Origin of the sequence: Ruegeria sp. R13_0, assembly GCF_017743995.1 — a bacterium.
Lineage (GTDB): Bacteria > Pseudomonadota > Alphaproteobacteria > Rhodobacterales > Rhodobacteraceae > Ruegeria.
The window spans coordinates 40,363-65,646 of sequence record NZ_JAGHRB010000002.1; the positions used below are offsets into that span (position 1 = coordinate 40,363).

The 25,284-nt window shown below is 60.1% G+C and carries 23 protein-coding genes and 1 riboswitch; of the genes, 17 read left to right on the top strand and 6 right to left on the bottom strand.

The genetic code is table 11. The annotated features are described in order from the left end of the window. The first annotated feature begins 39 nt into the window (after positions 1 to 39). From J7394_RS22855 to J7394_RS02695, 9 genes are all read left to right on the top strand, one after another. A complete protein-coding gene (locus tag J7394_RS22855) occupies positions 40 to 999 on the top strand; it encodes a glucokinase (protein WP_371811936.1) in 960 nt (319 codons plus the stop codon). A 28-nt stretch (positions 1,000 to 1,027) separates the two neighbouring features. Beyond that, positions 1,028 to 1,954: a carbohydrate kinase gene (locus J7394_RS02660; protein WP_209250767.1), complete on the top strand. Its 927-nt coding sequence runs from the start codon at positions 1,028 to 1,030 to the stop codon at positions 1,952 to 1,954. Positions 1,955 to 1,972: 18 nt separating this feature from the next. Then, positions 1,973 to 2,638 carry a D-lyxose/D-mannose family sugar isomerase gene (locus J7394_RS02665; RefSeq protein ID WP_209250768.1) on the top strand — a complete coding sequence of 222 codons (666 nt, stop codon included), beginning with the start codon at positions 1,973 to 1,975 and terminating at the stop codon, positions 2,636 to 2,638. 120 nt (positions 2,639 to 2,758) lie between these two features. After that, positions 2,759 to 2,980 (top strand): hypothetical protein, encoded by a 222-nt coding sequence (locus J7394_RS02670; RefSeq protein ID WP_209250769.1) that lies wholly within the window; start codon positions 2,759 to 2,761, stop codon positions 2,978 to 2,980. After that, the gene (locus tag J7394_RS02675) at positions 2,977 to 3,465 is read left to right on the top strand and encodes a hypothetical protein (protein WP_209250771.1); all 489 of its coding nucleotides are present in this window, start codon (positions 2,977 to 2,979) and stop codon (positions 3,463 to 3,465) included. Before J7394_RS02670 ends, J7394_RS02675 begins: the two co-directional genes overlap by 4 nt. Positions 3,466 to 3,499: 34 nt before the next feature. Further along, positions 3,500 to 3,704, top strand: a riboswitch (cobalamin riboswitch). A gap of 57 nt (positions 3,705 to 3,761) precedes the next feature. Then, positions 3,762 to 4,157, top strand: coding sequence for a DUF1636 family protein (locus J7394_RS02680; protein WP_209250772.1), 396 nt, complete (start codon positions 3,762 to 3,764; stop codon positions 4,155 to 4,157). Next, complete coding sequence (locus J7394_RS02685) at positions 4,154 to 4,930, top strand: ABC transporter ATP-binding protein (protein ID WP_209250774.1); 777 nt, start codon at positions 4,154 to 4,156, stop codon at positions 4,928 to 4,930. The genes J7394_RS02680 and J7394_RS02685 overlap by 4 nt, the downstream gene beginning before the upstream one ends. 12 nt (positions 4,931 to 4,942) lie before the next feature. Beyond that, a complete protein-coding gene (locus J7394_RS02690) occupies positions 4,943 to 5,893 on the top strand; it encodes an ABC transporter substrate-binding protein (RefSeq protein WP_209250776.1) in 951 nt (316 codons plus the stop codon). Between the two features lies 1 nt (position 5,894). Beyond that, positions 5,895 to 6,905 (top strand): iron ABC transporter permease, encoded by a 1,011-nt coding sequence (locus J7394_RS02695; protein WP_170463129.1) that lies wholly within the window; start codon positions 5,895 to 5,897, stop codon positions 6,903 to 6,905. 8 nt (positions 6,906 to 6,913) lie between these two features. On the opposite strand, the gene J7394_RS02700 is transcribed toward J7394_RS02695, so the two are convergent. Next, on the bottom strand, positions 6,914 to 7,645 hold the full coding sequence (locus J7394_RS02700; RefSeq protein ID WP_170377404.1) for a response regulator transcription factor: 732 nt from the start codon (positions 7,643 to 7,645) through the stop codon (positions 6,914 to 6,916). After that, a complete protein-coding gene (locus J7394_RS02705) occupies positions 7,642 to 8,832 on the bottom strand; it encodes an ATP-binding protein (RefSeq protein ID WP_209250778.1) in 1,191 nt (396 codons plus the stop codon). The genes J7394_RS02700 and J7394_RS02705 overlap by 4 nt, the downstream gene beginning before the upstream one ends. 224 nt (positions 8,833 to 9,056) lie before the next feature. Here J7394_RS02705 and J7394_RS02710 point away from each other — a divergent pair, with 224 nt between their 5' ends. The 6 genes from J7394_RS02710 to J7394_RS02735 all read left to right on the top strand — a co-directional run bounded on the left by J7394_RS02710 (position 9,057) and on the right by J7394_RS02735 (position 16,187). Beyond that, entirely contained in the window at positions 9,057 to 10,070 is a 1,014-nt protein-coding gene (locus J7394_RS02710; protein WP_170667112.1) for a substrate-binding domain-containing protein, read from the top strand. 4 nt (positions 10,071 to 10,074) lie between these two features. Continuing rightward, a complete protein-coding gene (locus J7394_RS02715) occupies positions 10,075 to 11,544 on the top strand; it encodes a sugar ABC transporter ATP-binding protein (RefSeq protein WP_209250780.1) in 1,470 nt (489 codons plus the stop codon). 1 nt (position 11,545) lies between these two features. Continuing rightward, on the top strand, positions 11,546 to 12,472 hold the full coding sequence (locus tag J7394_RS02720) for an ABC transporter permease (protein WP_209250782.1): 927 nt from the start codon (positions 11,546 to 11,548) through the stop codon (positions 12,470 to 12,472). Then, positions 12,469 to 13,443, top strand: a complete 975-nt coding sequence (locus tag J7394_RS02725) for an ABC transporter permease (RefSeq protein ID WP_209250784.1) — start codon at positions 12,469 to 12,471, stop codon at positions 13,441 to 13,443. The genes J7394_RS02720 and J7394_RS02725 overlap by 4 nt, the downstream gene beginning before the upstream one ends. Continuing rightward, positions 13,440 to 14,351: an SMP-30/gluconolactonase/LRE family protein gene (locus J7394_RS02730; RefSeq protein ID WP_209250786.1), complete on the top strand. Its 912-nt coding sequence runs from the start codon at positions 13,440 to 13,442 to the stop codon at positions 14,349 to 14,351. The genes J7394_RS02725 and J7394_RS02730 overlap by 4 nt, the downstream gene beginning before the upstream one ends. A gap of 102 nt (positions 14,352 to 14,453) precedes the next feature. After that, entirely contained in the window at positions 14,454 to 16,187 is a 1,734-nt protein-coding gene (locus J7394_RS02735; protein WP_209250788.1) for a thiamine pyrophosphate-binding protein, read from the top strand. On the opposite strand, the gene J7394_RS02740 is transcribed toward J7394_RS02735, so the two are convergent. After that, positions 16,181 to 17,059 carry a LysR family transcriptional regulator gene (locus J7394_RS02740; RefSeq protein WP_209250790.1) on the bottom strand — a complete coding sequence of 293 codons (879 nt, stop codon included), beginning with the start codon at positions 17,057 to 17,059 and terminating at the stop codon, positions 16,181 to 16,183. The genes J7394_RS02735 and J7394_RS02740 overlap by 7 nt on opposite strands. A gap of 116 nt (positions 17,060 to 17,175) precedes the next feature. On the opposite strand from J7394_RS02740, the gene J7394_RS02745 reads away from it, so the two are divergent. Together J7394_RS02745 and J7394_RS02750 are read left to right on the top strand one after the other, a co-directional pair. Then, complete coding sequence (locus J7394_RS02745) at positions 17,176 to 18,726, top strand: proton-conducting transporter membrane subunit (RefSeq protein WP_209250792.1); 1,551 nt, start codon at positions 17,176 to 17,178, stop codon at positions 18,724 to 18,726. A 15-nt stretch (positions 18,727 to 18,741) separates the two neighbouring features. Further along, positions 18,742 to 21,147: a YbcC family protein gene (locus tag J7394_RS02750; RefSeq protein ID WP_209250794.1), complete on the top strand. Its 2,406-nt coding sequence runs from the start codon at positions 18,742 to 18,744 to the stop codon at positions 21,145 to 21,147. A 43-nt stretch (positions 21,148 to 21,190) separates the two neighbouring features. Here the strand turns inward: J7394_RS02750 and J7394_RS02755 are convergent, their stop codons facing one another. The 3 genes from J7394_RS02755 to J7394_RS02765 form a co-directional block, all read right to left on the bottom strand. Then, a complete protein-coding gene (locus J7394_RS02755; protein WP_209250796.1) occupies positions 21,191 to 22,336 on the bottom strand; it encodes an iron-containing alcohol dehydrogenase in 1,146 nt (381 codons plus the stop codon). Further along, positions 22,333 to 23,715 (bottom strand): aldehyde dehydrogenase family protein, encoded by a 1,383-nt coding sequence (locus J7394_RS02760; RefSeq protein ID WP_209250798.1) that lies wholly within the window; start codon positions 23,713 to 23,715, stop codon positions 22,333 to 22,335. Before J7394_RS02760 ends, J7394_RS02755 begins: the two co-directional genes overlap by 4 nt. A 130-nt stretch (positions 23,716 to 23,845) precedes the next feature. Beyond that, positions 23,846 to 25,207, bottom strand: coding sequence for a glutamine synthetase family protein (locus tag J7394_RS02765; protein ID WP_209250800.1), 1,362 nt, complete (start codon positions 25,205 to 25,207; stop codon positions 23,846 to 23,848). Positions 25,208 to 25,284: the final 77 nt, after the last annotated feature.

Sequence of the window (25,284 nt, forward strand, 5' to 3'; positions counted from 1 at the left end):
CGCCAGCCGTCTGGGTCTTTGCGTCCACATTGGACATTGGTGGCCGATATAGGTGGAACGAATACGCGTCTGGGCGTTGTCTCCGATGGTAAGCTGACCGCATTGCACAAACACCCGACGGGCACCCTGCCTGATCTGCTGAATGCGTTGCATGATATACGGGATGAGATCGGCACCGCGCCGCAAGCCGTGGTCGCAGCCGGGGCCGGACCGGTGCGTGACGGGCGCATCCAACTGACCAACGCGAATTTGGACCTGTCCGAGGACGCCCTGGCCAAGGCGACAGGGGCCGCCAACACCTATGTAATCAATGACTTCACCGCAGCAGCGTGGTCCGTGGCCGAAGTGACCGAAGCTGAGGTATCTGTGCTGCAAGGCTCTGCCACTCCGCCGATGGGCACGCGTTTGGTCGTTGGGCCTGGAACCGGTTTGGGTGTCGGTGCGCTGCTCTACTCCGAGGGGCATTTCCACACCGTTTCGGGCGAAGGCGGCCATGTGGGCCTGTCCCCACGCACGCGGGATGAGGTCGACGTCTTCGACGCAGCCCGCCATCTGGCACCCGAATGCTTTTTCGACAACAGCCTCGTACTTGAGGCCGAAATGTTCCTCAGTGGAACCGGCTTGCCAATCCTCTATCAAGCCGCTGGCATGGCGGCTGGGCAAGCACAGCCTCCGGTTCGCACTGCCCGAGATATTCTGCAGGACGCACGCGACGGTAAGGACCCGGTCGCCGTTCGCACCGCAGATTTGTTCATAAGCCATCTGGGTGCGTTGATGGGTGATATGGCCGTCACAGTGATGCCTGCCGGTGGCGTCTTCCTTGTGGGTGGCGTCGCCGAGAAAAACCGCTGGATGTTTGGCGAAACCTTCTGCGACGCGTTCAATGCAGGCGGGCGCTTCAGCGAGTTGCGGCAGTCGATGAACCTTTATATCTCGGAACAGGCCGAATTTGGCATTGTTGGCGCTAACAACTTCTGTAAAAATGCGCTTCAGCGATAACTGAGCGTAATTTGGAAGAGGATGTGGGATGATCCTGTGTTGCGGAGAAGCCCTGATCGACATGATTACTGAGCCGACCCTGTCCGGGCAGGACGGTTTCGTTCCCCATTCCGGCGGAGCTATATTTAATACCTCTATCGCTTTGGGCCGGTTGGGCGCGCCGGTTGGCCTGCTGACCGGTCTGTCCTCGGACATGTTCGGGCGGCAATTGGCTGATGACCTGAGGGCCAGCCATGTGGACACGACACATGTGATTGCCTCGGACAGGCCGACCACGCTGGCGTTTGTTCAACTGAAGGACGGTCACGCCACATACACGTTTGTCGATGAAAACACTGCGGGTCGGATGCTGCGGGCCGAGGATATGCCGCGCCAACTCCCCGCGGTTTCAGCGCTGTATTTTGGTGGCATCAGCCTTGCCTGTGAGCCTTGCGCGGATGCCTATGCCGCGATGCTGGCGCAACATGGCGCGAACTGTGCTGTGATGTTGGACCCCAATATCCGACCCGGTTTCATACAGGATCAGACCCGCTACCGCACGCGGTTGAACCAGATGATAGAACAGGCCGATATCGTCAAAGTCTCGGATGAGGATCTAGATTGGATCATCCCCGGCCCTGAAAGTCACGATCAGAAAGTCCCCCTGCTGCTTCAAGCAGGCCCCTCCGCCGTCATCGTCACCCGCGGGAGCGAGGGCGCCTCAGGCTATCTGGCCAACGGCACGGTGGTCTCAGTCCCTGTCAAACCGGTGCAAGTCGTGGATACGGTTGGCGCGGGGGACACGTTTAACGCCGGGGTTCTGGCCTCGCTGGAACAGGCTGGCCAGCTGACAAAGCCGGGCTTGAAAGCACTGTCCCCGGATGCGCTACGTGATGCTTTGACCTTGGGCGCAGAGGTGGCTGCTGTGACCGTCTCGCGCGCCGGAGCCAACCCGCCCTGGTCGCATGAACTATAGCCCTACGAAGAGTCCGAGATGAAACGATCCGAAATCAACCGTATCAAGACCGAAGCCCAGGCATTCATCAGTTCATTTGGTACCGTTCTGCCGCCTTTCGCAGATTGGACACCTGAGCAGATGCGCAGCGCCCAGGCGGACAGTATCCGTGCCCATGGGCTAGGTTGGGATATCACCGACTACGGTCAAGGCAAGTTTGATGAACTTGGGTTGTTCCTGTTCACCCTGCGCAACGGCAACGTCAGCGATCTGAGCCGGGGGCGCGGTATGCTATATGCCGAAAAGCTACTGATCTCTCGCGACAAACAGCTGTCGCCGATGCACCGCCATATCGTCAAAGCCGAGGACATCATCAACCGTGGGGGCGGCGATCTGGTTATGGAAATCTATGCCTCGGACCCCGATGGCGGTATCGACCGGGATACCCCGGTCACCGTTCCAAGCGATGCCTGCCCTGTCACCATACAGCCCGGAGAGCATCTGCGCCTGAAGCCAGGCCAGAGCGTGACCTTGATGCCCGGCATCTGGCACGCCTTCTGGGCGGAAGGTGGGGATTGCTTGATTGGCGAAGTCTCTACCGTGAATGACGACCGAACGGACAACGTATTCGAAGACCCGATCCCACGCTTTGCAACAATCGAAGAAGATGCAGCGCCGGATTTCCTGTTGGTTGCCGACTACTGACTTCATTAAGAATTTCGCGCTTGCATTTTCTGACTATTTTAGTCAGTTAACGGCCGACCCAGTCAGATTCCGTTGGAATCATCGCCCGGTCCTATTTTTGCGACCGAAAGATGACCTGACATGCGAAAACCCCTCGCCGACCTGTTGGCCATGGACGCGGTTGCCAGCCGCCATGGCTGCGCATTGAAACCGAAACTGAGGCAGGCAATTGAGGCTGATCTCAGCTTTCCGGCCCGCGCTGCATCGCCGCGTCCTGAAACGCCGATTGACCCAAACACCCTTCCGCAAAACGTCCACCCTTTGGTCGTGAAAGCCCCCAAACCCAAAAGGGAACGCGCATGAAACACTCGGCACCTAACCACACAATGCCCTTCACCGAATTTGACGGTTTCGAACGCGGTTTGTTGCCTGTCATGCGGCACTTCATTCTCAGTTTGACCGCGCCGGAAACGCAGGCGTGGCAACATGCCTTTTCGGTCGCAATCGAACGTTGGGGGCGCGATCAGGGGCTGGTTCTGGCGCATCTGGTCTTCAAAGTCGTCAAGGCCACGCTACACACCCGCCCTCTGGGGCTGGCCTTCAACGACCCGCTTTGCGTTGAAACACGGCACGAGCTGACATGTGACGAACGCGCCCTGCTGCGGATGCTGCACCACATGCGGCGCGACGAAACCCCGGCGGCGCGCGATGCCGTGAGCGAATTGACCGGAGGCTACCCGGACGCCCATCTGATACAGGCCGGTTTGACTCTGGCCAGCCAGTTCCCGACCGATGGCGTCGGACCGGCCCAACCCGCCCGCAGGCCAACCCTGCGCGTGGTCCGTTAGCGCGATTCCGGCGCTTGACAAGAGGAGCGCGAGCAGACTAGCTGCTCTGGATGGTTCCCGACGGCCCGCGCCTGAGGGATGAAAATGGGAATACGGTGCGGCCCAAGGGCCAATGCCGTGACTGCCCCCGCAACTGTAAGCGGAGAGCGACGCCACAAAACCACTGGCCTCAAGGTCGGGAAGGTTGGCCAAGCAACGACCCGCAAGTCAGGAGACCTGCCATCACAGTTCAACCAACCCGGGGCGGGGTGTCCCGGAAGGAGGCTCGATGGCACATCTGCGTGCTGATGCAACTCATGGCTTTTGCCTTCACTCGGCTTTTGTTCAAGTCGGCGACGCGTGCCTTGGCTGATCATTTCGTCCTGATATGCGGCATCTGCAATGGGCCGATCCCCGCGCATAAGGCGAAGGAAACGCTGGATAGCCAGCTGCCTGCTGGGTTCTCAACACGCCTGATCGACTGTATGGCCGGGTGTGACCGCCCGATGACGGTCGGGCTGTTGGCCAAGGGCAAGGCGCAATATCTGTTTGGCGATATTCAATCCCCTGCCGATCTGAGCGCTTTGGCCGAGTTCGCCCATCAGTTCCGGGCTAGCGAGGATGGTTGGACCAGCGCCTCGACCCGTCCTTTGGCGCTCTACACCAAAACCCTGTCGCGCATGCCCTGCCTGCCACCGGAGGACGTGGCATGAGCTTTCTGGTCGCTGAAAACCTGGAATACTACGCCCTGAACGGCGATGTTCTGCTGCGCGACACCTCGTTTACCCTTGAGGAAGGCGCGATATTGGCCGTTGCTGGCCCGAACGGGGCCGGCAAGACGACGCTGCTCAACCTCTTGTGCGGTGTCGCAAAACTGGCGCTGGGCGATGTACGTATTCAGGGCCAAAGCCTGCGGAAACTGTCGTCGCTAGAACGTGCCAGACGGATTGCCGTTGTCGGCCAGCAGGAAATACCCGACGGGCGGCTGCAACTGCGCGACTATGTAGCGCTGGGACAAATCCCAATCAGGGCCGACAAATCCGCCGAGGCTCTTCAAACGGACCTGCAGCGCGTGCTCGACATCACCGAACTGTCTCATCTGGCGGGCAAACAGATGGCACAACTGTCGGGCGGAGAGCGCCAGCGCGCCCATATCGCACGGGCTTTGGCGCAGAACCCCTCGCTGCTGTTTTTGGATGAGCCGACCAACCATCTCGACCCTGATGCCAAAGGGCACATGCTGTCTCTGGTGGCCGAGTTGGGTGTGACGGTTGTGATGATCGTCCACGATCTGGTCATGATCCCCGAATTCGCCAGCCACGTCGCCCTGATGAAGAACACACAGCTGACGGCCTTCGGCCCGGTCGCCGAGGTTCTGACCCCAGACCGCGTGCGCGAGACTTTTGGTGTTGACTATTTGTGTTTCCAGCACGAAGGACGCGTGATCCCCGCGCTGGACATCCGAAAACGAAAGCTTTCATCTTAACAGGAGAGATTGATGAAACTGAAACTCTTGTCCGCTGCGGTACTAAGCGCACTGGCGGGCAGCGCTGCCGCGCAAGAGATCACCGTCGACAATTGCGGTGAACCTTTGGTGTTCGACACCAAGCCCGAGCGGATCGTAGTTCATGACATGAACATGACCGACATGGCCTTTGCACTGGGCCTTCAGGACAGCATCGTTGGTCTGACCGGCATCACCGGCTGGTACAAGACCAGCCCCGATTTCGACGCGCAGCGCGGTGACATTCCCGAACTCGCTCCGAAATACCCGACGGTCGAAAACCTCGTTGCGGTTGAACCCGACATGTTCTTCGCCGGGTGGTACTACGGCATGAAGCCCGGGGGTGACGTCACCCCCGACACGCTGGAACCCTTTGACATCAAGACCATGGTGCTGACCGAAAGCTGCATCCACCTGAACAAAGACCGCCCCGAAGCCAGCATGGATCTGCTGTTTGACGATGTTCTGCGTCTTGGCACCGTGATGCAGGTCGAAGATAAGGCGAACGCGCTGGTCTCGGGCTGGAAAGACCAACTGGCCGCGATCGAAGCCAAAACCGCCGATCTGGAAAAACCCCGTGTCTTCCTGCTGGACGGCCCGGCCGATGCGCCCTTTACCGCAGGCAAATACGCCATTCCTGACGCGATGATCGCAGCGGCTGGCGGCGTCAACGTTACTCATGACATGGACACTAGCTGGGGCCGCACCTCGTGGGAGGCTGTCGCCGCCTCGAACCCCGAATTCCTTGTCCTGCTGGACTATCAAACCGGCAACGGCGCGGCGGATACCTTCAAGTTCCTGCAGGAACACCCGGTGATGTCGCAGACCGATGCAGTCAAGAACGAGCGCTGGATCGGCCTGCGCTACGAAGAGCTGACACCGGGACCGGCAAATATCGAAGCGATCGAGAAGATGGCAACGGCGATGCACCGGGGAAACAGCTGAGATGACGAAAACGGGCCAAGCGGTCCTGCTGGGGGCGGTCATTCTGACCGCCCTTTTGCTGCTGTCGACGATCTATGGCACCACCCCGATCCCCTTGGCCGAGGTTTTCACCGCGATTGGGCTGGGTACTGGCGTGACTGAGGGCGACATGTCCCCTCTGCACCGGATCGTCTTTGACCTGCGCCTGCCCCGCGCGTTGTTTGCGGCGGTGATTGGGGCCGGGCTGGGTGTTGTCGGGGTCGTTTTGCAAACGACAACGCGCAATGATCTGGCTGACCCGTTTCTCTTTGGCCTTTCGTCCGGGGCCGCTGCGGGTGCCGTTCTGGTCATCACTGTGACAGGCGATGTTCTGGGCATCTGGACCCTGCCGCTTGCGGCCTTTTGCGGGGGCCTGATTGCGTCCGGCATTGTTCTGGCCCTGGTTCAGAGCCTGCGCACCAGCGCGCCAGAGAAACTGATCCTCGCAGGCCTGGCTGTATCTTTCCTGTTTTCGGCCATCACCAACTATCTGATTTTCGCGGGCGACAGCCGCGCCGCGCATTCCGTCATTTTCTGGATGTTGGGCGGCCTTGGTCTGGCCCGGTGGGAGACCTTCCCCCTTGTCGTTTTGGGACTGGCCTTGATCTTGGGCTATTCCCTCTATCGCAGCCGCTGGCTCGACGCGCTTCTGACGGGGGATTTCACGGCCTCAACACTGGGCATTCCGGTGCAAGGCCTGCGGTTTCGGATGTTTCTGGTGGCCGCTTTGGCCACGGCCAGCTTTGTGTCGGTGGCGGGTGTGATCGGGTTTGTCGGCCTGATGGTTCCGCATATCGCCCGAGGCATCGCCGGAACGCTCCACCGCAGTCTCTTGATCACATCCGCCGTCGTCGGGGCCATCTTGCTGACGCTTTCAGACATCTTGTCCCGGCTGCTTCTGGCCCCGCAAGAGTTGCCGGTGGGGATCGTTACAACCTCGATCGGGTCGCTGTTCGTGTTTCTCTACCTGTTCAAATCCTCACGATCTGACTAGCACGGCCGTCATCCCAAGTTTTGCCGACGCTCAAGCCAGCTGCCCAGCTCTTTTTCCGCCGAAAAGATGCTCTCACGGTTCAGTATCTGAGAGGTCATGGCCTTTGAGACCGCCCGGACACGTTTGTTGATCGCGATATCGTTGCCATCCACCGGTAGATCGCCCACATCCAGTTTTTCATAGATCGACAGCAGCCGGTTCTGCACCGTCCTCAGGGCCAGCTTACGACGCAGCGCGATGGTTTTGTCGGGCAAACCAAGGGCGAGATCGGATAGGATTGCCAGCTCAACCTCCGTCAGCGCCTCACCCGAGCGGCTCTGTTCGCGTTGGATCTGGTGGATTTCCCGGTCCACCATGATCTGCGCCTCGATCAAAACGGCGCGCAAAGCCAGATGCATTCGTGAGGGGCTGGCCGTTTTCAAAACATAGCCATAGGCGGCCTCTTTCGGAACGATCCGCGCAATGCCGCGCAGATAGGCCTCGTCCGAGTAGTTGGACCAGAACAGAATGCGGGTTGCGGGGCGTTCCGACCAAATGGTCCGCGCAGCCTCGATCCCGTTGCGCTCTTTCATGCGCAGGTCCATGACGATGGCCTCGACACCGTTTTGCCGGGCCTGCTCTTCCCCTTCCCGGCCGTTCGAGGCGAGGCTCAGGTCGGTCACCTCGGGCAAGGCATCCTGAACCAACTCTCGCAGGTAGTTGGCGTGCATTGCGTCGTCTTCGACCAGCAGAACCTTCATGCCAACACCTCGGCTTTCGGGCATTCAGAAGCCGGTAGGCAGACAGTAATCTCGGTCCCCCCATTGAAGCGGATGTCAAATTGTGCCGCGATCAGACGGGCGCGGGTGCGCATATGCGTCAGCCCGCCCGAGGCCTGCCGGATTTCAATCGCCCCCATGCTGCGCCCATTGTCCCGCACGCGAAGGCGCAGCCCGTCCTGACATACAATCTCGACCTCAATCCGACTGGCCGAGGCGTGCCGGACCGCGTTGTTGATCGCCTCTTGCGCAATACGGAACAAGGCGATGCGCTTGGTTTGCGGCAGCCGGTCGACCATTCCGCCGGACAGGTCACGCACGTCAATCTCGACCCCTTCATCCGGATCAATCGCGCGTTCAAGATGGGTTCGCACGGCGTGCTGAAAGCCGAACAGCTCCAGCAGCGACGGAATCGAGGTATCGATGATCTCACGCAATCCCTGGATGCAGTTCCTCATACTGCTGCGCAGCCCGTCCAAGTCCTGAGGCGTTTCGCACCGCTCCAAATCCCGGCTGATCCGCGTCATATCGGCCAGAGTCTGGTCGTGCAGATCCATTCCGATCCGTTGGCGTTCAAGCTCCAGCGCGTCTGTCAGGCTGAGAGCACCAAGCCGCAGCCCCTCTTCCCGCGCTTGCACCTCGGTCCGCATAATCGCCTCACGCCGAGCCTGTTCGTTCGCACGCAGAGCATAGAAATAAGGGGCCAGAATGTCGGCAATATTGCGCACCTGTTCGACGGCCTGTTCATCATAGAAATCAAGCTTTTGGGATGAACAATTCAACGACCCGATCGTGCGGCCCAGCACTTTCATCGCCACATTCACGCGGCTGCGCATATTGTGTTTGAGGATGGGATCGTAATCCCCGCCTTCGAACACATATCGCGGGTCCTCCGGCGCGTTGCCGGTCAGCATGTAGTCGCAGTCGCCACGTAGAATATCGCGCACGGGCGAGACCTCAACGGGGGCGCGGGTGCGGCTCCAACTGGTACGCAGGCCGACCTCGTAACTTGTGTTGAGCCGCCCTTCCTCGTCGATCAGGCAGACATCCAGGTGATCGATTTCCAGAATACGCACGATCTCGGACTTAACCGACCGCAGCGCGGATTTGATATCCAGATTGCCCGCCAGATGGTTCGAAATCCGCAAATAATAGGCAAGATCGGCCATGTGTTCTCTTTCGCAGCGCCAGCCTGCCGCAACCAGCATGGGCCAGTATATCGACCAGCGGATCGAGTGTCATGCGGGTCGCCGCAGCCTATTTGCGGGAACCCGCAAGAAATGCGCGCGTCCTACTCTTACTTTGCGCGCGTCCTTTGGGAATTTTAGGCGCGTCGGCCCCGTCAGGCTGACACCAAAATCGTGCGGCGCTTGGACCGCTTTGGGAGGAAAACATGACACTAAAGGCCATATTGCTCGGCGCTGCGGCCGGGATCATCACCCTGACAGCCCCGGCTGCCGAAGCGGATACATCCGATAAACGCATTGCCCTATCGAACAACTACGCAGGTAACTCGTGGCGGCAAGCCATGCTGGAAAGCTGGCAGAAGAACGGAGATCAGGCCGTCGCGGATGGTGTTGTCGCCGCTGCTGACGCCTTTACGACCTCGGAAAATCAGGCCACCGAGCAGGCGGCTCAGATCCAGAACATGATCCTGCAGGGCTATGATGCCATTGTGATCAACGCCGCCTCACCCACCGCAATCAATGGCGCGGTCAAGGCCGCCTGCGATGCGGGTATCACCGTTGTGTCCTTCGACGGCATCGTTCAGGAACCCTGCGCATGGCGCATCGCGGTCGACTTTCAGCAGATGGGGCGCGAGCAGGTGAAATACCTGGCCGAGCGCTATCCTGATGGGGGCAACCTGCTGGAAATCCGCGGTCTGGCCGGAGTGTTCGTTGATGACGAGATCAGCGCAGGTATTCATGATGAGGTGAAGAACACCAATTTCGAAATAGTCGGCTCGGTCCATGGGGATTGGGCGCAGGATGTGGCGCAAAAGGCCGTCGCCGGTATCCTGCCCAGCCTGCCCGAGATCGTGGGCGTCGTAACCCAGGGTGGTGACGGCTATGGGGCGGCGCAGGCCATCGGGGCCACGGATCGTCCAATGCCAACCATCGTGATGGGCAACCGTCAGGACGAACTTCAGTGGTGGTCGGATGAGCAGGACGCAAACGGGTATCAGACAACCTCTCTGTCGATTGCGCCAGGCGTCAGCACTTTGGCCTTTTGGGTCGCCCAGCAGATTCTGGATGGGCAAGAGGTGCCGAAGGACCTGACTGTGCCGTTCCTGAAAATCGATCAGGCCGGTTTGAAAGAAGCTCTGAAAACAACGCCCAAAGGCTCGGTCGCCAACGTGGAATACACGCAGGATCAGGCCAAAGACGTCATCGCGTCGGCCCAGTAAGCGCGTGAAGACCGACGAGAATACGGGACCCGGAGCCACCGCTGCACCGGTTGTCTCTCTGGAGCAGGCCCATCTGTCCTATGGGCCTGTTCTTGCCCTGCGTGGTGCGACGTTGAGCATCAGCGCAGGAGAATGCGTCGGACTGGTCGGCCACAATGGGGCCGGGAAATCCACGCTGGCAAATGTGATCAACGGCCGCCTCACGCAAACTCAGGGGGCCGTCCACCATCGGAACGCAGATCCCGCCCTGCGCAATAGTCAAAACGCGCAGAATGCAGGCATTCGCAGCGTGTTTCAGGAGCTGTCGCTCTGCCCGAACCTGACCGTTTTGGAGAATCTGCGCATCCCCTATCGCAACATGCCGCGCAAAGGCTGGCGGCGGGTTGCGCGGCAAAAGATGCTCGACGCGCTGGACCTTGTCTTTCCGGGTCATGGCATCCACGCCCGCGCAACGGTCGGAAACCTGACTATAGCCGAGCGTCAGATGGTCGAGATCGCCATCGCCTTTGCCGACCGCGACCGAGAACCCAGCCTTGTTATTCTGGACGAGCCAACCTCGTCCCTTGACGCCGCCATCGCGCAACAATTGCTGGACCATATCAAACGGTTCTGCGCCAAAGGCGGTGCGGTGCTGTTCATCTCGCACATGATGGGTGAGATTTTCGAAGTCTCGACCCGGATCATCGTCATGAAAGATGGCCAGATCGTTGATGACCAACCTGCCAGCCAATTCACCCGCGCCTCGATCGTGGATGCGATGGGGCATGTCGCGCCAGATGAAGACACCTCGGGCGCCGGGCGGGCAGATCGGACCCTCGGGGCCGAGGTTGTACGGGCGGCAAACGGGCTGAACGCCCGTGCGGGTGAAATCGTCGGGCTGGCCGGGCTTGCAGGTCACGGACAGGCCGAAGCACTGGCGCAAATCTATTTCGACCACGCCCCAAAATGGAAATCCGCACGCCAGCCCGAAGTGGTCTTTGTGGCCGGAGACCGCGCCCGCGACGGGATCATGCCGCTCTGGTCGATCCTGCGAAACCTCTCGCTAACCACCCTGTCCGAGTTCAGCCGGAAAGTGATGGTAGATCGCAGCAGCGAGGCGGACATGGTTCAGACCTGGAAAGACCGTATCGGTATTCGCACCGACAACCTGTTGAACCCGATCCTGTCCTTGTCGGGCGGCAACCAACAGAAGGTTCTGTTTGCCCGCGCGCTGGCCTCTTCCGCGCCGATTGTGGTGATGGATGACCCGATGCGCGGCGTGGATGTGGGCACCAAGAAAGATGTCTATCAGATGATCCAGGCAGAAGCCTCACAAGACCGCAGCTTCCTGTGGTACTCGACCGAGACCGACGAAATCCTCGAATGTGACCGGGTCTTCGTATTCCGCGCCGGTCAGATTGCCGCCGAGCTGGTAGGGGACGAGATCACCGAGGAGAACATCCTCAACGCCTCTTTTCAGATGCAGGAGGCCTGAGATGACCAGCGACCGTTTGCGTCTATTGCTGCCCGTTCTGTCTCTGGCCGTCTTGTTGGGGGCCGTGTTCTACCTGCAACCCCGCGCGATGAGCTATTTTGGCCTGAACCTGCTGTTCAATCTGGCGATCCCCGTGGCCCTGGCAACCGTTGCGCAGATGATGATCATCATGGTCAACGACATCGACCTATCGATCGGTACTTTCGTCAGTTTCTGCGCCTGTGTCACGGCCACATTCGTGCACGACACGCCTCTGCTGGGCTATGGTATTCTGTCCGCTGCGGTTCTGGCCTATGCAGCACTTGGGGCCTTGATCCAACTGCGCGGATTGCCCGCAATCGTCGTAACCCTCGGCATGTCTTTCGTCTGGGGCGGTCTGGCGGTGCTGATCCTGCCCTCACCCGGCGGAGCGTCGCCCGAGTGGCTGAAAACCCTTATGAATTTCAAAACCCCGCTGGTACCGATTGCCGTGATTGCTCCGCTGGTCGTGGCCTTTGCCGTGCATCTGTTGATCAAACGGTCCTGGGTGGGCGTGGTCCTTCAAGGCGTTGGCGGCAATGAACGCGCCATGGAGCGCGCTGGCTGGTCCGTTGTCCGTCTGCGGGCCTCTGCTTACGGATTGGCGGGCTTGTTCGGAGTGCTGGCAGGCATGTGCCTCGTCGGCCTGACTACGGCGGCGGATGCCAATATCGCGCTGCGCTATACGCTGTTGTCGATAGCGGGCGTGATCCTTGGCGGAGGCGAATTTGTCGGTGGCCGCGTCTCGCCCTTCGGGGCCGTTATCGGGGCGCTGACCCTGACCCTTGCCGCCAGTTTCCTGTCCTTTCTGCGCCTCTCGCCGGATTGGCAGATCGGTGCACAGGGCGCGATCCTGATCCTCGTTCTGGCCGTGCGACTGTTCTTTGTCCGCAAGGAGGTCTCGGCATGAGTGATCAAACCACCCCTGACACCGGACACAATCCCTTGCGGGCATTTGTTCAGAAACCGTGGCTCTGGGCTTATCTGGCCGCAGGGATTACCTTTGTCGCCACCAGTCTGCTGGCCGGGTCCGGGGCGGGGTCGTTACTCTATGCGGCGCTGACCTTTGCCTCCTTCTCGGCCATTGTCGGCATCGGGCAGATGCTCGTGATTACGCTTGGTCCCGGCAATATCGACCTGTCCGTCCCGGCGACGATGACGTTGGCGGCCACACTGGCGCTAAAGTTCATGGACACGCAAACTGCGTTGATCCTGCCCGGTCTGCTGGTTGCAATCGGAATAGGCATCGGTTGCGGGATCGTGAACTTTGCGCTGATCCTGATACTGCGTATCCCGCCCATCATCGCAACTCTCTCTGCCTCGTTCCTGTACCAATCGCTGGCGATCTGGTCGAACCGGGGGCTGCGTATCAAACCACCAGAACCCCTGGCCGAGTTCGCCTCGGGTGGGACTTTGGGGGTTCCGAATGTCGCATTGGTCGGCATTGCGCTGGCCGTCTGCGCATGGCTGTTGCTCGAACGCGCAATTGCGGGGCGGTGGATCTCAGCCATCGGGCAAAACCTGCGCGCGGCAAGGCTCAGCGGAGTTCCGGTAAATGCCGTGCGCTTTGGCATCTATGTCAACTCGGCTGTCTGTGCCGCCTTGGCGGGGTTTCTTCTCGCCAGCTTCTCGGGCGGGGCCAACCTGAACATGGGCACCGAATACATGCTGATGTCCATTGCAGTCGTTGTCATTGGCGGGTCGTCCATCGGCGGAGGCAATTCGAACGTGCCCGGCATCTGGGGGGCGGCGCTGTTCATGTTCCTGATCGTGTCGATGCTGAATTCATACGGTCTGGGCGCCGGAATTCGCCTGATTTTGACCGGGCTTGTGATTGTGGGTGTGGTCACTCTGGCCAGCCGAAAGGGATATAGCGCATGAGTCATTCGCAGACATATGAGGTCATCCGTCCCGTGTTTCGGGACCTGATCCACTCCAACCTCACGCTGGCACGGATCGCGACGGGCCATGTCTGGACCGAGGGGCCGGTCTGGTTTCCCGCGCATGAAACGTTGTTGTTCTCGGACATCCCGAATGCCCACATGTATCGCTGGACCCCGCATGGCGGCACCAGCCTCTTCCGCCAGAACTCGAACTTTTCCAACGGCAACACGCGTGATCGCGAGGGGCGGCTGCTGACTTGCCAGCACGCAACCCGCTCGGTTGTACGAACCGAACATGACGGGCAACTGACAACAATGGCTGACCGTCATGATGGCCGCCGGTTGAATTCGCCCAACGACGTGATCACACGGTCGGATGGCTCGATCTGGTTCTCGGATCCGACTTACGGCATCCTCTCTGATCTCGAAGGTCACAAAGCCAAGCCCGAACAGGAAGGCAGCTTTGTCTTCCGCCTTGATCCGGACAGTCCGGAACCCACCGTTGTTTCACGCGATTTCGTGCAGCCGAACGGACTGGCATTCTCTAGAGATGAAGGCTGCCTGTACGTCGCCGAATCCGGCAGCAGCCATGACCCGGACGTTCCTTCTTTACTGAAGGTCTTTGATGTCCAGCCGGACGGCGGGCTTGGCAAACCCAGCGATTTCGCCGCGATTGATAAGGGTCTGCCCGACGGGCTACGCGTAGACCAATACGACAATGTCTGGTGCTCAGCGGCGGACGGGGTGCATGTGTTCTCGCCCGACGGCGAGCTGCTGGGCAAGGTGAAAACGCCCGAGACCGTCGCGAACCTGTGTTTCGGTGGCCCGCGCGGCAATATGCTGTTCATCACCGCAACCACCAGTGTTTACGCAGTTCACGTGAACACCAAGGGCGCTGTAGGATAAGCAAATTCTGGACTTCCGATCCTCGCCTAGACATGGTGGCGATGTGCGCAAACCCCCTCAAAAGGGTTTGCCCGAAACACGCCACAAACGAAGGTCCACCTGATGAACCAGCCCCATACGACGCGCATGAATGGCGCGCAGATCATCCTGAAAATGCTGGAGCTTCACGGCGTTTCCCATGTTTTCGGTCTGCCCGGTGAGACAACGATTGGCTGGTACAAGGAATGGCGCGCCAATAGCGGGATCGAGTTCGTACTGACCCGCGATGAACGCACCGCGGCCTTCGCTGCTGAAGCCTATGCTAAGATCACAGGTCGCCCCGCCGTGCTTGAAGCGCCCAGCCCCGGTGTGACCCATTGCACCCCGGGTATTACCGAGGCGTTCCTCAGCTCGGTGCCGGTGATCTATTTCAGCTCGGACATTCCGATCAATCAGGACAAAAAGCACGGTCTGACCGGCGTCGATCAAACTCGGCTCTATGACAGTATCTGTAAGGAAAGCTTCGTGCTGACCAATGCGCGCGAAATCCCGTTCCTGATCCGACGGGCCTTTCGCGTGGCAACCTCGGGCCGTCCGGCGCCGGTTCATATCCGCGTGCCGATCAACATCTTCGGTGAAGAGGCCGAAATCACCGACCTGTATGCCGAACCGGACTACAGCACCTATCCCGCGCATCGGCCGGTCGCGGATCACAGCAAGATCCGCGCTGCAATCGACGTGCTGTTGGCGGCGCAAAAACCTGCGATTGTCTGCGGTCAGGGCGCGCTGATCTCACAAGCCTCGGATGCAATCCTTGAACTGGCTGAACGCCTGCAAATCCCGGTCGGCACCACCACGCCCGGCAAAGGCACCATCCCCGAGGATCACCCGCTGGCCCTGCGCGTCATCGGTGGGCGTGGCGGAATGGAGTATTCGAACCAATACCTGCTCGAGGCGGACACGATCTTCTTCATCGGCTCGAACACCGACAGCGCCGGAACGGATCACTGGAAACTCTATGGCGATCCCAATACCAAGAACTTCCTGCACCTTGATATTGCCGAGGCTCATGTTGGAAACACCTTCCCGCTGAAGGTTGGCCTTGTAGGGGATGCCCGCGCAACGATTGAATATATGGTCGAAATTCTGAAGGCTGAACATCCCGGCCTGCAGCGGGGGCCGCTGGATTTGAACCCGATCAAACAAACCGCGCTCGACAAGGTCTTCAACTCGAACATCCCGATGCCCGAAGGCACGATCTCACCGGTCAAGCTGTCTCAGGTGTTGGACCGGATCATGCCCGATGACGCGCTTGTCACGTCTGAGCCCGGCGTCAGTGCGATCTATCCTTCGGCACTGCTGACCTTCCGCAAACCTGGGCGGCGCTACATCACCAACTACTCGATGGGGGCGCTGGGATATTCGGTGCCTGCCGCTGTCGGCGCGATTTATGCCCATGACGGCCCGGTCATTTCCTTCACCGGAGACGGATCGTTTGGGTTCGTCATCGGCGATATGGAGACCCTCAAGCGCAGCGGCAAGAACATCACCGTCATCCTGACCCGCAACGACACGTTTGGCTGGATCAGGGGAGAGGCGATCCTGCTCGACGATGTGGATGAGCCTTGGACCACCGATTTCGGACGCGTCGACTATTGTAAAGTCGCCGAAGGGTTCGGCTTCAAAACCGCCCGGATTACCTCCGAGGCCGATATCGAACCCATCCTGTCCGATGCCATCGCCAATCCCGGCGCGAATTTCATTGAGATGATGGTGCCCTCACAAGACAAGATCATCCCCTTCGTGCCCAATTGGGTCCGCGTCGCGCGCGCAAAAAACTTGCCCCACTTCTACTGAGGCAGGCTATAGGTCAGCAACTCCCGCACCAGCGGGTTGGGAAAGCGGCGTTTGAAGGTAACGGCGTGAAAGCTCTCCTTGATGCGGGGATGCTCCTCAGCCTCGACCAGACGGCCCGAGGACAGCTCATCCTGCACCACGATCGGGGCCACAAGTGCAAGGCCGATATCCTCACGCGCGAGCAGGCGCATCATGGCCATATCGTCCACTTCGGCCGCGACTTGGGGACGGACGGACATGCGGCTGGCCATCGAATCAAACGCCGTGCGGACGCTGTTATTGGTGGTGGGCAGGATAAAGGGTTGCTCCTCCAACAGATCCCGGATCGGGCGCTTCGGATCCAGTCGCACCGGCGTGCCGACGATGCTGACGGGTTGTTCCGCCAGATGGTGCGTTTCAAAACTGGTCAGGCTGTCGCTGGCGGGCTCATGATTCATGAGAACCAGGTCAAAATTCAGCGTCTCCAGCCCTTCAAGCAACTCGCTGGGATTGCCTGATCGCAGGATCACCTCGACATCTGAGCGCGCCAGCATCGGGCGCAGAAAGCCGATCTGAAAATTCCGCGACAACGTCGCCTGCGCACCAACCCGCAGCGCCGTGCGCGCGTTGCCTTCATCCTGCAGAGTGGCCACAAGTTCTTGCCCTGTTGCGAAAATTGCGTCCGCATGGTCCAGCGCGATACGCCCGGCCTCGGTCAGATGCAGCTTGCGGCCACGACGTTCAAACAGGGGGTGACCCAGCCGTTCCTCAAGCTCCTTGATCTGAACAGAGAGCGCGGATTGCGAAAGGTTCAGCCGCTGGGCTGTCCGGGTCAGATTGCCATCATGGGCGACCGCCCAGAAGTAACGCAGGTGATGATAGTTAAGTGGCATTTCGTTCTATTTAGTAGAACGTAATCTCCATAACAATGAATTTTTCATACGAAAGATTGCGCAATATGTCCTACTCAACCGGCCAAATCAGGCTGGACTCACAAGGAACGCGCATCATGACCTATCTGTTTCTACCCCTGCTCAGCCCGCTGATCTTGCTGGCATCGGCCTACTATGCCAGCCGCAATCCGGGACTGCGGCCAACCCATGCCTCGAGACTGTCGGAATGGGCAGCATTGGCGGCTTTCGGAGGCGCCGCACTGTCGGCCCTGATGCTGGTTCTTCACGGCCCCGGCACCTCGGGGTTGATCGGGTTCTGGGGTGTTGGCCTCTCCGTGCGACTTGATGCGGTCAGCGCCACTATGCTGGTTTTGGTCAGCTTCATCGGATGGGTCGTCCTGCGCTACTCGGCCACCTATATGGATGGAGAGGCCCGTCAGGGCGCGTTCACCGGCTGGATGTCGGCAACACTCGCGTCGGTTCTTTTGCTTGTGATGTCGGGCAACCTGATCCAATTGCTCGCCGCGTGGATTGCGACCAGCCTGCTGCTGCACCAATTGCTGCTGTTCTACCCCGAGCGGACCACCGCCCGAAGGGCCGCGCGGAAAAAGGCCGTTGTGGCGCGTATCAGTGAAGGCGCGCTGGCCCTCGCGGTGGTCCTGTTGATCGCAACCTATGGCACCACAGACATTGCCTCGATCCTGTCCTCGGCTCAGCCCAACGGGCTGACCATCGCCGCTGCCCTGCTGATCGCACTGGCGGCCATCATGGCCTCGGCCCAGTTCCCGGTCCACGGTTGGCTGACCGAGGTGATGGAGGCCCCGACCCCCGTATCGGCCCTGCTGCATGCGGGCGTCATCAACGCCGGAGGGTTCCTGCTGATCCGCTTTGCCGACGTGATGCTTGCAGCACCGGGCATCATGGCGCTGCTGGTGATGCTGGGCGGGTTCACCGCGCTGTTCGGCGGTTTGGTGATGCTGACGCAACCGGCAGTGAAGACCTCGCTTGCGTGGTCGACCATTGCTCAGATGGCTTTCATGATCATGCAATGCGGGCTGGCTCTGTTCCCGTTGGCACTGCTGCATATCGTGGCGCATTCGCTCTACAAAGCACACGCTTTCCTCAGCGCGGGTGAGGCCGTACGCAACGTGGCAGCCATCCGTCGGCCCGGTCCAGTAGCGGTTCCAAGCGCGCGGAACGTGTTGCTAGCCTTTGCCACCGGCATCCTGATCTACGGGATCGTCGCCATGTCCTTCGGAGTAGACGGCAAATCCGTTCAGGCAATTGCCCTTGGCGTGATCCTGATCTTCGGCGTCGCCTATCTGCTGGCGCAGGGCTTTGCTGATGCCGCACCCGGCGCGTTGACCCGCCGCACTGTTGTCTATGCTGGCGTGACCTCTATCAGCTACTTCGTCCTTCAAATCATCGCCGTGCACTTGACCAAGGGCACCCTGCCCGCAGCGCCTGCGCCCGGGCCGTTGGAGTGGACGTTGATCATTCTCGCCTTGATCAGCTTTGGCGCGGTCGCCCTGGCGCAATCCACCTTCCCGCTATGGGCCTCGCACCCGGCGGCGGCTGGTATTCGGGTGCATCTGTCAAACGGACTTTATGCCAACGCAATCTTTGACCGGCTGCTGGACGGATGGTCCAAGCGCCAAACCGTGTAAGAGGGGTTTCTCAAGATGTATATGAAGCACGAAAGCTATCCCGCAGCCCTTCTGGAACTGGTCGCACTGGCCAATGACGCGGTGCGTCAAATCCCGCCGCTGTTCCCGCTTGCCTCCAACGTCGCGGTGAACCCATTTCTGGGGCAAACGCAAGAGACACTGGCCGTGACCTCGGCCCGCCTAGCGCGGGTTGCGGGCACGCGGATCACGCCGGACCGGGCTGCATTTGCGCATAAGCTGGCAAACAGAGAGATCACCGAAGCAGATCTGAGGGATGCCCTCGCTAGTGTCGAAAGCCGCTTTGACACGCCCAGTTTCGAAGATCTGCAAGCCGCGCTCGGGTCCGAGACCGCGAAGCTGTCCCCGCTGCCCACGGTTGCCGATCTGGCCGCCGAGGTTTCCGGCATCGACTGGCCCGGTCTGATTGACGAACGGATCGGGGCCTGGGCCGCCAGCCATTTCGATCAGGGTCAGGCGCTGTGGCAACCCAACCGCACAGGCGGTGCCTATAGCGCGTGGCGTGAGTTCGCCTCACGCGATCTGACCCCGGAAATCCACGGCCTGAAAGGGTTCGGAGCTTTTGTCGCTGGCACCAACCGCTCGCAATGGCGGGCGATTGGCCGCGCCTCTGAGGCACTGGGTGTCACCCCTGAGGCGGCCAGCACGGCCTTCCATCGCTGGCTGATGACCCTGGGCGGTTGGGCTCAATATGCCCGCTATCTGCTATGGCAAGCCGAGCTGGAAGGGCAGACCGATACGAGCACAACCGAACTGCTGGCCATTCGCATGGTGTTCGAAGAGGCTCTGTTCGGTCTCTACCACGATCAGATTGCCGATCGCTGGGCTGAAACCATTGCCCAACATGAAGCCCCCATCACCCCGACCCGCGATCTGGTGATCGACGCGGTGCTGCAGGACGCCTCGGAGCGCGCGCAACAGCGCAAATTGGCGCAAACCCTCAGCGCAGGTCAACCGCGCAAGATCGAAGGCCGCCCCGAGGTACAAGCCGCCTTCTGCATCGACGTGCGGTCTGAGGTTTTCCGCCGCGCGCTGGAATCGCAGGACAGCGGAATCGAGACCATTGGTTTTGCTGGCTTCTTCGGCCTCGCCAGCGCCCACAAGGCAGCCGGCTCGAACGTGACCGAGATACGGGGGCCAGTCCTATTGAACCCGAACGTGTGCTCCCACGCGGCCGAGGGCGCGCAGGACGACCTGAACCGCCGCTACACTGCACGGGCCAAACGGGCCTGGGGCCGGTTCAAACTGGCCGCCGTCTCGTCTTTTGCCTTTGTCGAGGCAACGGGTCCCGTCTATGCGGGCAAACTGCTGCGTGACGCTCTGGGCAAGGGCCACGGGTCTACGAAGTTCGACCCCGCGCCGAAGCTTGACGACGGGATCGACCTGCCTACACGTGTTGCCTCGGCCAAAGCCATCCTTGGGGCGATGTCTCTGACCAGCAACTTCGCTCGCGTCGTGATGCTGGCCGGTCATGGCGCGGATGTGACCAACAACCCCCATGAAAGCGCCCTGCAATGTGGCGCATGTGGCGGTCATGCCGGTGACGTCAGCGCCCGCCTTCTGGCCGGGTTGTTGAACGATCATGCGGTACGTGAAGGGCTGCGCGCCGAGGGGATCGACATCCCGGCGGACACGCTGTTTCTGGCGGCGATGCACCACACTACGACCGACAGGGTCTCTTTGTTCGATCAGGATCAGGCGACAGGTCAGTGGGCCGCGCAGATCGCGCAATTGAAAACCTGGCTGACCTCGGCCGGACAACTGACCCGGTCTGAGCGCGCCGCGCGTCTACCGCGTGCCAAAGGGGCCAATGACATCGCCCGCCGCGCCACCGACTGGGCCGAGTTGCGCCCCGAATGGGGTTTGGCCGGATGCCGCGCCTTCATTGCCGCGCCGCGGTCCCGGACTGATGGCACGGGTCTTGCGGGCCAGTCCTTCCTGCACAGCTATGACTGGCGCGCGGATGAGGGTTTTGGCGTGTTGGAACTGATCATGACCGCCCCGGTCGTGGTCGCCAGCTGGATCAGCCTGCAATATTACGGCTCGACCGTCGCGCCTGGCCTGTTCGGCGGCGGCAACAAGCTACTGCACAACGTGGTTGGCGGCATCGGCGTAGTTGAGGGCAATGGCGGCGCGCTGCGTCCCGGCCTGCCTTGGCAATCAGTGCATGACGGAGAGGCGTTCCAGCACGACCCGCTGCGCCTGTCGGTCGTCATCGAGGCCCCAAGAGAAGCGATGAACGACATCCTCAGACGCAACGAAACCGTGAAAGAGCTGTTCGACAATCGTTGGCTGCACCTGATTGCCATGGATGAAAACGGCGATCTGGCCTGGCGCTACACCAAAGATTTGGAATGGGTCGCGATGGCGCGTGCCGAGATCAGCGCCATGGCGGCTGAGTAACAACGGGAAGGCCCGGCGAGCAAACCCGCCGGGCCGTCTTACCCTAAAGTGCGGCGTGAAACAGCTGCGTCAGGTTCTCTTTCGTCAGCTCAATCGGATTGCCCCCGCAAGAGGGGTCGATGATCGCGCCTTCGACCAGCTCGGGAATCCGATCCTCGGTCACGCCGAGTTCCGACAGTTGACGCGGGATCCCAAGCGCATCGTTGAACTCCTGCACGAAGCTACGGAATCCGTCAAAGCCACCCTCGATACCCAGATAGGCGGCAGCCTGTTGGAACCGATCCGCGATGGCGGGCGCGTTGAATTCCAGCACAGCGGGCATGCAGACCGCATTGGTCGTGCCGTGATGAGTGTTGAATACCGCGCCAATCGGATGGCTCATGGCGTGGATCGCGCCGAGCCCCTTTTGGAACGCCGTCGCCCCCATGGCCGCCGCGCTCATCATCTGAGCGCGCGCCTCAAGATCAGTGCCATCCGCATAGGCGCGCGGCAGATAGTCCTTGACTAACCGCATCCCCTCCAGCGCGATGCCTTGGCTCATCGGGTGGTAATGTGGGCTGGAATAGGCCTCGACACAATGAGCAAAGGCGTCCAGCCCGGTGCCCGCGGTGATGAATTTCGGCATACCCACGGTCAGTTCCGGGTCGCAGATCACCACGGTCGGCAGGACCTTTGGGTGAAAGATGATCTTCTTGGCGTGGGTCTCGGAATTGGTGATGACACTGGCACGCCCCACCTCGGACCCTGTCCCGGCCGTGGTCGGCACCGCAATGATCGGCGCAATCACATCCGCATTCGCGCGGGTCCACCAATCGCCGATATCTTCAAAATCCCAAACGGGTCGGGTTTGACCCGCCATGAAGGCCACCATCTTGCCAAGATCCAACCCCGAGCCGCCGCCAAAGGCAATCACCCCGTCATGCCCGCCCGCATTGTAGGCCGCGACTCCGGCAGCGAGGTTCTTTTCATTCGGGTTCGGGTCCACATCGCTGAACAGACCGCGACCCAACCCGGCGGCCTCAAGAATGTCCAACGTCACCGTGGTGATCGGCAAATCAGCCAACCCCTTGTCCGTCACCAGCAGAGGGCGCTTCATCCCTGCCGCCGCACAGGCCTCGGGCAGTTCATTGATGCGGCCAGCGCCAAATTTAATCGCGGTCGGGTAGGACCAATTTCCAACAAGGCTCATGATGTTACCTTCTTCAAATGGTAGGATTTTGGACGGGTCAGGTTGTGATACCCGATGACCGACAGGCCACCGCCCCGCCCGGTATTCTTGCAGCCTGTCCAGCATAGACCCGGGTCCAGATAGTCGGCCCGATTCATGAACACAGTGCCGGTTTCTATCTGATCACCGACTCGCGCGGCCCGGTCTACGTCACGGGTCCACAGGCTGGCGGTCAAGCCGAATTCGCTGTCATTCATCAGAGCGATGGCCTCTTCGTCCGAGGACACTTTCATAATCCCCACGACCGGCCCAAAACTCTCATCCCGCATCACGCGCATATCATGGGTGACATTGGTGAGGATCTGAGGCGTCAGATAGGCACCGCCGTCATCCTCGGGGAATGGCTCGATATGGGCCACCGCGCCATCCGCCACAGCCTCGGCAATCTGAGCGCGCACCTCGTCGGCAAAGCGCACATTGGCCATAGGGCCCAGCGTCGTCTCAGGGTCCAGAGGATTGCCCAGTTTGTAGCCCTTCACAATCTCAACCGCCTTCGCAACGAAACCGTCGAAAAGGCTTTCATGCACATAGATTCGCTCTATCCCGCAACAGCATTGACCCGAGTTGAACATCGCCCCGTCGATCAAGGTATCCACGGCGGCATCCAGATCGGCATCCTCCATCACATAGCCCGGATCTTTTCCGCCAAGCTCGGTCCCGACGCCTGTGAAGGTGCCAGCGGCTGCACGTTCCATCACCTGCCCTCCGCCGACCGAGCCAGTGAAGTTCACGAAATCAAACGCATTTCCGGCAATCAGGTCATTCGTCACATCGTGGCTGAGGAAGGCATTCTGAAACACATCCTCGGGCACACCGGTCGCGTGGAACGCCTGCGCCATCCTTTCACCCACCAATAACGTCTGAGTGGCATGTTTCAGGATCACGGTATTGCCAGCAATCAGTGCCGGAGCCACCGTGTTGATCGCCGTCATATAGGGATAGTTCCAGGGGGCCACCACAAAAACCACCCCATGCGGAACGCGCTTGATGTACCGCCGAAACGTCTCATCCTCGCCTACCTCAATATCAGCAAGCGCGCTTTCGGCTATCCCCGCCATATGGCTGGCGCGTTCATTGAACCCACCAAACTCACCACCATAGCGCACGGGCCGACCCATCATATAGGCAAGCTCCGGCACGATCTCATCATTCATCGCACCAACAGCCGCCACACCGGCCATCACCAGATCAACCCGCTCCTGCAAAGACCGCGCCGCCCAAGCCGCCTGCGCCGTGCGCGCCCGAGCCGCCGCTTCAAACGCCGCGTCCCGAGACAACACCTCCCGCTCCGCAAAAACCGACCCATCAATCGGCGAGACACATTTCAACATCTGCCCCATAGTCACTCCATTTTCCGAAAATACAGGATCACCTGCTTCATCTGGCCAAAAATATCCCGGGGAGCGCGAGGGGCGTCGCCATTGTTGCTCGAACCAATGGCGCAACAATGGCGACCCTCGCTCCTGCCCTCTACGCGCGCTCAAACCCACGGGCAACTTCCCAATCGGTCACCACACGCGCAAATTCTTCGATCTCCACCTCAGCGGCCCGAGCGTAGTGATCCACCACCTCATCCCCCATAGCAGCCCGCAACATGGCTGAGCCACGCAAAGCACCCAATGCCGCGCCCAGGTCGCCGGGGATCATCCCCGTATCGCCCTGGTAAACATCACCGGTTGCCGCAGGTTGCAATTCCAATCCCTCTTCAATGCCGGCAATTCCCGCCGCCAGCATTCCAGCCATCACCAGATAAGGGTTCATGTCAGACCCGGGAATCCGGCATTCCACCCGAATGGCCTTGGTCCCATCTCCACACAGGCGAAAGCCAGCCGTGCGATTATCGACCGACCAGATGATCCGTGTCGGCGCAAAGGTGCCCTTCATGAAGCGTTTGTAACTGTTGATGTAAGGGGCCATGAAATACGTGTAATCCGGGGCGTACTTCAGCAGGCCAGCCAAATAGCTTTTCATCACATCCGACATGCCAAGCGGATCATTTTCATCAAAAAAAGCAGGCGCGCCGTCTTTCCACAGGGATTGATGCACATGGCTGGAACTGCCGACCTTGTCGTGATGCCATTTCGGCAGGAACGTTGCCGCATGACCATGCTGCCAGGCGATCTCTTTCACCGCATTCTTGGCGATCGAGTGGTACTCGGCCGTGTCCATTGCAGGCGCGTATTTGATGTTCAGCTCTTCCTGCCCGGTTTCGGCCTCACCTTTCGAGTTCTCAACCGGTATCCCCGCATCCCACAGATGGTTACGGATCGGGCGCATCACATGCTCTTCCTTGGTGGTCTGGAGGATATGATAATCCTCGTTGTAACCGGAAATCGGCTCAAGATCGCGAAAGCCGTTTTTGCGGATTTCGTCGAAACTCTTCTCGAAAAGGAAAAACTCCAGCTCTGTCGCACACATCGCCTCGTAGCCCATGGCCTTCAAGCGGTTGACCTGCGCCTTCAACATCGCCCGAGGCGCATGCGGCACCTCTTCATGCGTGTGATGATCGAGAATATCGCACATCACCATCACAGTGCCCTCAAGCCACGGCACCGGGCGTAGGGTCGCAAGATCGGGCTTCATAACGTAGTCGCCATACCCCCGCTCCCAACTGGTCGAGGCGTAGCCATCCGGTGTGCCCATCTCAAGATCAGTGGCCAGCAAGTAGTTGCAGCAATGGGTTTCTTCCCATGCGCCCGCAACGAAATGGCCCGCGTGAAAGCGCTTGCCCATCAGACGGCCCTGCATGTCAACAAAGCACACCAGAACGGTGTCTACCTCACCCGCTGATACCTGTGTTTTGAGATGTTCGAATGTAAGTGTCGCGGTCATTCTGCCCCCCTCGTTCAAATTCCTGATGGCGGGCCACAGCAACGCCAAAATCTCAAATGCTACCGTGGCGACCTGTG